Raw genomic sequence first — 9788 nt, 5'->3', positions numbered from 1 at the left:
CGTCCTTCTAGGACGGAATTAATTCCTCAATTCAAAATCCGCTCATTTTCAAGCTTCTCACCTTTAGGGTGGAGTCAATTCCATTATCCAAAATCCCAAATCCAAAATTGGCTGACTTCAGACTCCAACTAAAGTTGGAGACAACCTTCCACTGCGAGATGGACAGGTTCATCCATCACTCGATTGTACAAAAATGTCAACCCAGAGTGGACTACAACAAAGGGTCAATTGTCTATATTGAATCCATAGAATCCATAGCAACTTAGCGCAGTTGGGTTGTGAGACTTAAGTTTGCTCAATACAAACCGAAAGATGACTTACGACCGTAATAATTGTTCTTTATTCGTTCCGTTTTCAACCCAGGATCATATTCAAGGTAGACTGAATGCTGCTGTAGTCTTCGTCATGTATGGAGATTATGAATGTTTTCAAAGTGCCAACGTCTATCGATTTTGTTTAAGTCCCGATAGATGACATTTAACTTTAGTATAAAAAATAATAAGTATTTTAAATCTTTCTTTAACTTTTACTTCTTCAAGTACTGCATAAGTAAACCAGTTTTTCACCTATATATGGAGCAAAGTCAGCCTATTTGGTTGTACTTGCTTTCAGGGGTGTTCACCTCAGTCGTTGTACTACTATGGAGGACAAAAATTGACTGCTGCTAGGCTGATTCAGGTTTGGTGAAATTTATCAAATCGTGCAAAAGGTAAGCATAAATTCTCATGTAAAGAATTTAATCAAACAAGCCTCACACCATTGCAGCTCAACGCCTTGTAAAACAAAACTTTCAGCATTCCAGTAACCACGACCTCAAAAATCGCCGCACCTCAAACAAAGCAGGCGACGGGGTTCGATTATGTATTGGAAATCAATCCAGAAATTAGATATTTATTATGTTTAAATTAGATATACCAACACAGCCTCACATTCTGGGATTCTTGGCATTATTCAGTTATATTGTCACATTACTTCCGACGATTCTAAGAATTGTTTTCCCTCAAACAAAAGAGACTGGTATTCCTCAATTGCTACTCAAGAAACGCCGTCTTATAGGAATTTTGGCGTTCTTTTTTGCTTTTTGTCATGGGTTTCTATTAGTCAAACAAAGAAAAATTGATTTCTTAGACTTAGAGACATCTTGGATTTATATCCAAGGAATAGGAACTTTCATAATTTTTACACTTCTGGCTATCACTTCTAATGATTGGAGTGTAAAGAGGCTGAAGAAAAATTGGAAGAAATTGCATCAACTCACTTATTTGGCTATGTTTCTTTTAATCTGGCATGTTTTGGACAAAATGTCAGGTCATTGGACGTATTTAACGCCCTTTGCAATTGTGGGTCTGAGCGGAATCACAGTTTTCTTTTTTATGAGATTTAGAATTGAAAAAGGGAAAAAGCAACAAAAAAAAGAAAAGATAAGCAAAAAAGAACTCTGACAAAAATGTTGATGTGGCAATGAAAATTACAAGTCAATTTCTAAACAAGAATCATTTTTCTATGCTGTTAAAACAAACCTATTGGAAAATTTTCTTAGGGTTTGTAATCACTACAACAGCCGCTGTTGTAGGGTTGAGTTGGTGGAATTTGTCTTCAGTACCAAAGACTTCATCAACCTCTAAATCGTTGCTAACTACTCGACCTATTCGCACTCTAAAAGCGCATTCCGTATGGGTTTATGCAGTAGCAATTAGTCAGGATGGCAAAACTTTAGTCAGTGGTAGCTACGATGGCACTCTTAAGATTTGGAATCTGCAAACTGGCAAATTACTCGATACTATCGACGGTCATAGCGATGCGGTTGAATCCCTAGCCATTAGTTCTGACGGGCGTATGCTTGTTTCCGGCAGTTGGGATAATGAGGTTAAGTTGTGGAATCTTCAAACCCGCAAACTCATTCGTACTTTCTCAGGACATTTAGACGATGTTGAATCTGTTGCTATTAGTCCAGATGGAAAGCAGATCGCAAGTGGTAGTTGGGATAAGACAATCAAGCTGTGGAATGTGAAGACTGGGGAGGTGATACGCACTATAAAACAACAAGATGCAGTCAGAACCCTAGTGATAAGTCCTAATGGGCAGCTTCTTGTCAGTGGTAATGAAGACGGCAAAATTATGATTTGGGACTTCAAAACTGGAAAGTTGAGAACCCCCCTAGCAGCACATGATCAAGCCGTTTGGTCTATTGCGTTGAGTCCTGATGGCAAAACTCTTGCTAGTGGCAGTTATGACAGGACTATTAAGTTGTGGAATTCCCAGACAGGGGAATTACTGCACACCCTCTCTGGACATGACAATGGAGTTTGGTCTGTTGGCTTCAGTCCGGATGGAAAGCAAATCGCCAGTGGTAGTTATGACCGGACAATTAAGTTGTGGAATGTCCAAACTGGGCAGTTGCTTAACACTCTTGTCGGGCATAACAAAGCCGTTTGGTCTGTAGCTTTCAATCCTCAAAATCATACCCTCGCCAGTGGTAGTGCAGACAAAACTATCAAGATTTGGCAAGTGCCTTCAAAAACTGATATTGTCACGCTACCTTCTGCTGTAGAATTAGCAGCAGTTCTGACTAAACAACCAGAAAGCACAGACTCCACCCTGTTTTATCCTTTGAACCAAAAGGTTTACAACCAAGTCAATCAAGCTTGGGAACAACGAGGGCGGAGTCAGGAAAATTTAGTTTACCGCTTGGGTGCAGCCAGTGATGGAGCAATTTTAGGTTATCAACTCGTCAATTCAAATGGTGGTTACTCAACTGAAGAAACCACGAAGAAAAATGACTTACTTTCTAGGCTGGTGAAAAGACGACCAGCAACTAGGGAAGCAATTGTCCATTTCAGGGTGGTGTTTACTAAGCAAGGCATACTCCAAGTTAGCCCTTGGCAAGGGTACAACACAACTAACTAATTTTTTGCATTAAGCTTGCAGCTTTTGAAGTGATCGCCTCCCAGTTTTGTGTATCGACAAACTCTTTGGGAAACAATTGACTACTCAAACCAACTGCGATCGCCCCCGCTTCTAAAAATTCTTTGGCATTTTCTAAAGTCACACCCCCTGTCGGAATCAAGGGAATGTGACCCAAAGGTCCTCGTAAACTTCTTATATAACTGACTCCTCCCATCGCTTCTGTGGGAAACACCTTGACACAGGTTGCTCCACAAGACCAAGCAGTTACTATTTCCGTTGGGGAGAGTGCTCCTGGTATGATAGTTACGCCTATATCCACTGCTGCTTGAATCATCTTTGGATCAACGTGGGGAGTGAAGAGAAATTGTGCCCCCGCTGCAATTGCTTCTTGCATTTGTTCTAAATTTAGCAGTGTACCAGTTCCAATAGTACAATTAGGTAATTCTATTTTTAGTTGTGCAATCAGTTCAGTCGCACCAGCACTATTCCAGGTAATTTCAATTAATTGAATTCCCCCAGATGCCACAGCCAAAGCCATTTGGCGTGTCAAGGACACTTTGGGGGCGCGGACAACTGCAATAACTTTATGTTGTTTGAGCTGCGATAACCAAGCTTGACCAGACATTTTTATCGAGTTTTATATTTTAGATTAGCAGTTTTGATCATAGTAGATTGTAGTTCTCTACCTTTTGAATATTTCAAATTATGTCTGAATGATTAGGACATACATCTTGTATCCTACAATAGACATATATATTTCAATACTAGAGAGTTAAGTTGATCTTCTTCGCCTATCTTTCGGAAGATTTTTTTTGGCTATCTATCATTTTCTTAATAGTCTACTAACTAATTAGTCATAACTAATGACTAATTATTAATTAGATAAATTAAGTCGCCAGCCAGATGACAAAAATTAAATCTATTTCTAGATTAAAAAAGGATAGACATTCTTAATTGATCTGGTAATAATATTATGCCTCTCTATAAACTTGCAGACTTTGATCCAAATTACGCTGAAACTTTAGGTGGCGACGATATCACAACTTTGGACTTATATACAGAAGGTGGAGTCAGAGTTGGCTCAGTCAGCGATGTTCTAGTTGATGCAGATGGTCGCTTTCGTTATTTAGTTATAGATACTGAGTATAATTCATCTAATAAAAGAATATTGCTACCAATTGGTCTTTCCCGGACAGATTATAATCAGCGGCGTGTTTATGTCGATGGGCTGAGCAAAGAGCAAGTGCAAAGTTTACCTGTCTACAAAGATGACATGAGTGTTGATTACGATTATGAAGAGCAGCTACGTAACGCTTATCGTCCAAATTCTAGTGATGTAAATCATAATCAAGATACTTATAATTATAAACAGGATGCACCCCTGTACGACTTGAATGACCAGAACCATCAAACTTTCAAACTATATCAAGAGCGGCTTATTGCCAATAAAAACCGTGTCAAGACAGGAGAAGTCGCAGTTAGTAAGCATATTGAAACAGAAATAGCACGTGTTTCAGTACCAATTGAAAAAGAGCGAGTTATTATTGAGCGAATTAATCCTACAGATGCAGGCATCGCAGTAAATCCGAGTGAATTTCAGTTTCAAGAAGGGGAAATAGCACGCATAGAAATCTACGAAGAAAAGCCTGATATTCATAAAGAGACGTTTGTACGTGAAGAAGTCCGCGTTAGAAAAGTGGTTAAAACACAGACAATTGAAGCACAAGAAACAATTCGTCGGGAAGAGTTAGACGTTCGGACTCAAGGAGATTTACCCATAGCTCAAACTGATATGAATCCAAATGATCTTGTTTAAATTGATTTTTTCAAAACTGTTTGAATAGAGTTGTGGTCTCAAAAAAGACAGGCAAGAGAAAAAGGACTCATATTTTGCCTGTCTTTGTTATTTAAAACTCTGCTCGGAACAAAAAGTATAAAACTTAAAAAAAAGCAAGAGAAGTTAATCACAAAAAATAAGATATGACTTTAGAACACTAGTAACATCAACTGATTCCCTCGTTAGGGAGATGGAGCATATTAGATAACCTGGTTAATATCATAGATGAGAAATGAGAAAATAGGTTAAGAGGAAATTATCATGGGTTTATATAAAATTGCAGACTTTGATGCAGACTACAAAGATACTTTCCAAGGTAATGACATTAAAGGAATGGGTGTCTATGGGGAAGGAAGCGATGAGAAAGTCGGTACTGTAAGTGATGTTTTAGTAGATGAAGAAGGTCATTTCCGTTATTTAGTCGTTGACCTAGGTTTCTGGATTTTTGGCAAGAAAGTCTTGTTACCAGTTGGTCGTTCTCGCATTGACTATAATGTTGATCGCGTTTATGCAATTGGAATGACCAGAGAACAAGCTGAAAGATTACCTGAGTACAACGAGCATGACGTTCTTGATTACGACTATGAAGAGCGGGTACGCGGTACATATCGCGCTCCCTTAGATACAACAACTCCTCTGGAAGCATCGGCTGGTTTAGGAGATCCAACATATTCAGCGGCGACAGCAGGATATCAGCCAACACCAGTGGTACCAACACCAGTGGTACCAACACCTGCGGTAAATAATCCCACTTATGACCGGGATACATACAAATATGATCAAGATGCTCCGTTGTACAATATGAACGACCAGGATCATCAAACCCTCAGATTATATGAAGAACGGCTAGTTGCTAATAAGAGACGCCAGAAAGCTGGAGAAGTTACGGTTGGTAAACATATTGAAACTGAAACTGCACGAGTTGCTATTCCAGTAGAAAAAGAGCGAGTTGTTGTTGAGCGAGTCACTCCAGCAGATGCTGGTAGAGCAGTTGCTCCTGGTGAAGCAACCTTCCGTGAAGGAGAAGTTGCTCGCGTAGAAATTTACGAAGAAACAGCTGACGTTCGCAAAGAAGCTTTTCTACGTGAAGAAGTCAGAGTGAAGAAAGTAGTAGACCAAGACACGGTTGAGGCTCAAGAAACAATTCGTCGTGAAGAATTGGATATCAACGCTCCCGGTCTTCCCATTGATGAGCGTTAAATCAAATATTATTTACTAAGTGATATAAGTAGAGACGCGGAATTTCGGGTCTCTACTTATCATTAGTAAAGTAAATCAAATCAAGATTTTTGAAAAATTTAACAAAAGAACTCAGGAGTTAGGATCCAGCACGGCGCAGGAGGTGAGACCAGTGCTGGACTCACTGTAAGGCGTGGCGGGTTCGCAGTCGTGCCCGAGAGCGAGAGAGCCTCCGTAGGCGACTGCGTAAGCGCAAGCGCACGCTAAGAGCGAAACTCGGTAGAGTAGGGGTTTAAATCCCCACTGTCTATACGCTACCTACAGTTGGTTGAGATCCAAATCCCGCGAACGTAAGTGATTCTGACCGGAGGCGGAGCTATCTAGCGCTCCGCTCCTGGATTCTTTATTTTAATTTTTAGCAATGATTGACAAAGAATATAATATCAGTCATGAAAAGGCAAGTAAAATAGCAAGAATTGGTAATCTTTTAAAAAATTTAAGGGCAAAAGTCAAAAAATATGCTGTAATTGCTCGGGAAGGTCAGGTCGTAGGTGAAGTTAGAGATTTAATCATAGATATCAATCGTCAGGTAAATTTCGTTGTATCGAAGTCGGACAGTCAGGAAAATGATCGATTAATTCTATTAAGCAGTAAGCTCGTCGAAAAAATTGACTCACCAAATAAATTCATTTTCATAAACTTAAAGAAATCGCAAGTACAATATTTACCTAACTATATAGAAAGAGAAACTCAAGATAGTGAAATGGAAGATAATTTAAACACTCAAGAAGCAAACACACAAAACTCAGAACTAATTGCAGCAGTAGCAGCTGCTACAAATAGTCAGGTTTCTTCAGTAGAAGATGTTATTCGTTTGCTCGGAGAACGATTAATCATTGAGCGCACCAAACATAAAGTTGGTGAGGTGATTGTCCGTAAAGAAATTGAAACCCACATTGTACAAGTGCCAATCCGGCGCGAGAAACTTATAGTCGAACAAATTAGCCCAGAATACAAACAGCTTGCACAAATAGATTTAGGAGGAGAAGCAATTTCTGGTGTTGATTTGACTCAACGAGAAACATCTGCACCGACGACTAGCCATTCGGATGATGATTTAACTGTAAGTGGTGAAGTTAGCTCTCCAAAAATATCGACGACTAGCCATTCGGATGATGGTTTAACTGTAAGTGGTGAATTTAGCTCTCCAAAAATAGCCAGTTTACTTTTAAATGCGATCGCCCTAGAGCGAAATCATGGATGCAAAGCAGTGCGAGTCACAGTCATTGTGGAAGATGAAGAACATCAGAAAACATATAAGGAGTGGTTTGCCCGCACCTCAAAAAAATAAAAACCTAATCCTATCATCCCAATAGTTTTTCAATAGACCCTAAGTCCGTAGCGACTTGGGAGTCTTTATTTTGTTGAAGTTCCCTTTTTTATCAAATAATTTGGAAAGTTGCTATGTTCTGTTGTAGCAGAATATCGTTGCATCTATATAAAAAGTTAGATAAATATGACTCGTAATATCTATGCCTTGCTGGTTGGTATTGACGAATACGTAAGTCCTGTCTCTGCCCTTCAGGGCTGTGTCAACGATATCATGGCTGTACAAGAATATTTGCAAGGACGGGTTGCGACAGATGGACACCAGCTACATCTGCGCACACTACTAAATCAAAATGCCACCCGTCAAGCAATCATTGATGGTTTCCGGCAACATCTGTGCCAAGCCAGTAGTGAGGACGTGGTATTCTTTTACTTTGCGGGGCATGGTAGTCAAGAGGAAGCCCCAGAAGAGTTTTGGATTTTAGAGCCAGACCAACTCGATGAAACCATTGTGTGTTTTGACAGTCGCAGTCCCGGAGGTTGGGACTTAGCGGATAAGGAGTTGGCGAAACTCATCGCTGAGGTAGCTGCAAAAAATCCTCACATTACTATGATTATGGACTGCTGTCATTCTGGTTCTGGGACTCGTGATTTGGACGGGGAAATAGCAGTCCGTCAAGCCCAAAGTGACCGACGAAAGCGACCTTTAGACAGCTTCATCAACTCCATAGCAGAAGTCAACCAATTAGCAGCTTCCCAGAGTCGGGAAGAAAATCTAAGTCGCTGGAAGTTCCTGCAAGGAAAACATATTTTTCTTTCAGCTTGCTTAAACACCGAATTAGCTAAAGAGTATAACGGGGATGGGCAACGTCGGGGAGCATTTTCTTACTTTTTGCTCGACACTTTAAAGAAAGCGAATGGTAACCTGAGTTATCGAGACTTATTCAAACGTACCAATGCTCTGGTTCGCTCTAAAGTTACAGCACAATCTCCGCAAATACAAGCAACAGTTTTGGGGGACTTAGACCAACCTTTTCTTGGGGGTGCGATAAGCGAAGCTTTAAGCCAAGGGCTTATCGCCCCACGCACTCCCTACTTCACTGTGTATGATCACAAAGACCACGGCTGGGTGATTGATGGCGGTGCAGTTCACGGAATTCCCCAACCTGTAGATGAGACAACCTTACTGGCGTTGTTTCCCTTTGAGAGTTCTGCCGAACAACTACGTCAATTGTCAGGAGCAATCGCTCAAGCAAAAGTCCTGCAAGTCCTACCGCAAGTTAGTAAAATTCACATCAGCGGTATAGAGAACTTAAACCCCGACACAACATTCAAAGCAGTTGTCACCAGTTTACCCCTACCACCCAAAGGAGTGTTGATCACAGGAGAAGAAGCGGGAGTACAACTTGCTCGCACCGCACTCTTGCAAGCCGGTCCTCAAAGTCAACCTTCTTTATATATTCGTGAAGTCACCACCCTTGAAGAAACCGAGTTCCAACTGGTTGCTCGTGATGGTAAATATTTCATAACACGACCCGCCGATGACCGTTTGTTAGTCGCACAAATTCAGGATTACACAACCGCGACAGCTTTACAGGTTATTCAGCGATTAGAACATATTGCTCGTTGGACGAATATCGTTGAACTCTCCAGTCCCGCCAGCAGTCGCATTCGACCTAATGCAGTGCAAATGGTCATTGAACAAAACGGGCAAGAACTGCAAGATGTGCAACTGCGCTTGGAATATCGACAGGAAAATAATAAGTGGAACCCACCTTCTTTGAGAATTAAGCTGAAAAACACCACCCATGAACCACTGTACTGCTCTGTGTTGGATTTAACAGACCGCTACGCCGTTAGTGCTGATTTATTTGACGGCGGAGGACTCTGGTTACAACCAGGACAGGAAGCTTGGGCGTTAGGAGGTGACTCGATTTCTGCCACAGTTCCAGAAAAACTATGGTGGGAACAAGGAATTACCGAAGTCAAAGATATTCTCAAACTGATTGTCAGTACCGCCGAATTTGATGCTACCTTGCTCGAACAAAGCGAACTTGATTTACCTTCTCGCTCAGTATCAACACTTCGTGGTGGTAAAGGTACTCTAAACCGCCTCATGAACCGGATTCCATCTCGTGACATCACAGCCAAACCACAGGAAGAAGAATTATGTGACGACTGGGTAAGCAGTCAAATGACCATCACAACTGTGCGCCCTCAACAGACAACTTTGGCGCCCACACCAGATGCGAGTATTTCCTTGGCTGCTGTCGCAACACCGATTGTGAATCCTACTACCAACACTACTCCAGCCCAGGCAACCAAACCCAAATGGTTAATTGATATGGTTATTGGAGGATTGGCTGTATTCGCAATGATCGGCTTGCTGTTCTGGCAACACAAATCAAATGACACACAACCCAGCAATCAAAGCTTTCAAAGTCGGGTACGGTAGCCATATGTGAGGGTGCATAAGTTGCAAATGGTGTCACCTATTTCCTGATGTAATCAAACTGGTAAAAACAGAAATAAGGAA

The 9788-nt window shown here is 41.0% G+C and carries 7 protein-coding genes; 6 read left to right on the top strand and 1 reads right to left on the bottom strand.

Features of this window, described 5'->3' with window-relative positions; all coding sequences use genetic code 11:
* Positions 1 to 896 precede the first annotated feature (896 nt).
* Both AC5590_RS23215 and AC5590_RS23210 read left to right on the top strand, forming a co-directional pair.
* On the top strand, positions 897 to 1442 hold the full coding sequence (locus AC5590_RS23215) for a ferric reductase-like transmembrane domain-containing protein (RefSeq protein ID WP_169265761.1): 546 nt from the start codon (positions 897 to 899) through the stop codon (positions 1440 to 1442).
* Between the two features lie 61 nt (positions 1443 to 1503).
* Positions 1504 to 2907: a WD40 repeat domain-containing protein gene (locus AC5590_RS23210; protein WP_169265760.1), complete on the top strand. Its 1404-nt coding sequence runs from the start codon at positions 1504 to 1506 to the stop codon at positions 2905 to 2907.
* Here AC5590_RS23210 and AC5590_RS23205 read toward each other — a convergent pair.
* The gene (locus AC5590_RS23205) at positions 2900 to 3532 is read right to left on the bottom strand and encodes a bifunctional 4-hydroxy-2-oxoglutarate aldolase/2-dehydro-3-deoxy-phosphogluconate aldolase (RefSeq protein ID WP_169265759.1); all 633 of its coding nucleotides are present in this window, start codon (positions 3530 to 3532) and stop codon (positions 2900 to 2902) included. The genes AC5590_RS23210 and AC5590_RS23205 overlap by 8 nt on opposite strands.
* A gap of 348 nt (positions 3533 to 3880) precedes the next feature.
* On the opposite strand from AC5590_RS23205, the gene AC5590_RS23200 reads away from it, so the two are divergent.
* From AC5590_RS23200 to AC5590_RS23185, 4 genes are all read left to right on the top strand, one after another.
* Positions 3881 to 4723 (top strand): DUF2382 domain-containing protein, encoded by an 843-nt coding sequence (locus AC5590_RS23200; RefSeq protein ID WP_169265758.1) that lies wholly within the window; start codon positions 3881 to 3883, stop codon positions 4721 to 4723.
* Between the two features lie 282 nt (positions 4724 to 5005).
* Positions 5006 to 5944, top strand: coding sequence for a DUF2382 domain-containing protein (locus tag AC5590_RS23195; protein ID WP_169265757.1), 939 nt, complete (start codon positions 5006 to 5008; stop codon positions 5942 to 5944).
* Positions 5945 to 6344: 400 nt separating this feature from the next.
* On the top strand, positions 6345 to 7274 hold the full coding sequence (locus tag AC5590_RS23190) for a DUF2382 domain-containing protein (protein ID WP_169265756.1): 930 nt from the start codon (positions 6345 to 6347) through the stop codon (positions 7272 to 7274).
* A 165-nt stretch (positions 7275 to 7439) separates the two neighbouring features.
* The gene (locus AC5590_RS23185) at positions 7440 to 9707 is read left to right on the top strand and encodes a caspase family protein (RefSeq protein WP_169265755.1); all 2268 of its coding nucleotides are present in this window, start codon (positions 7440 to 7442) and stop codon (positions 9705 to 9707) included.
* Positions 9708 to 9788: the final 81 nt, after the last annotated feature.

This window comes from Brasilonema octagenarum UFV-OR1 (genome assembly GCF_963888615.1).
GTDB classification, from domain to species: Bacteria; Cyanobacteriota; Cyanobacteriia; order Cyanobacteriales; family Nostocaceae; genus Brasilonema; species Brasilonema sennae.
This window is presented reverse-complemented; position numbering and strand designations above follow the sequence as displayed.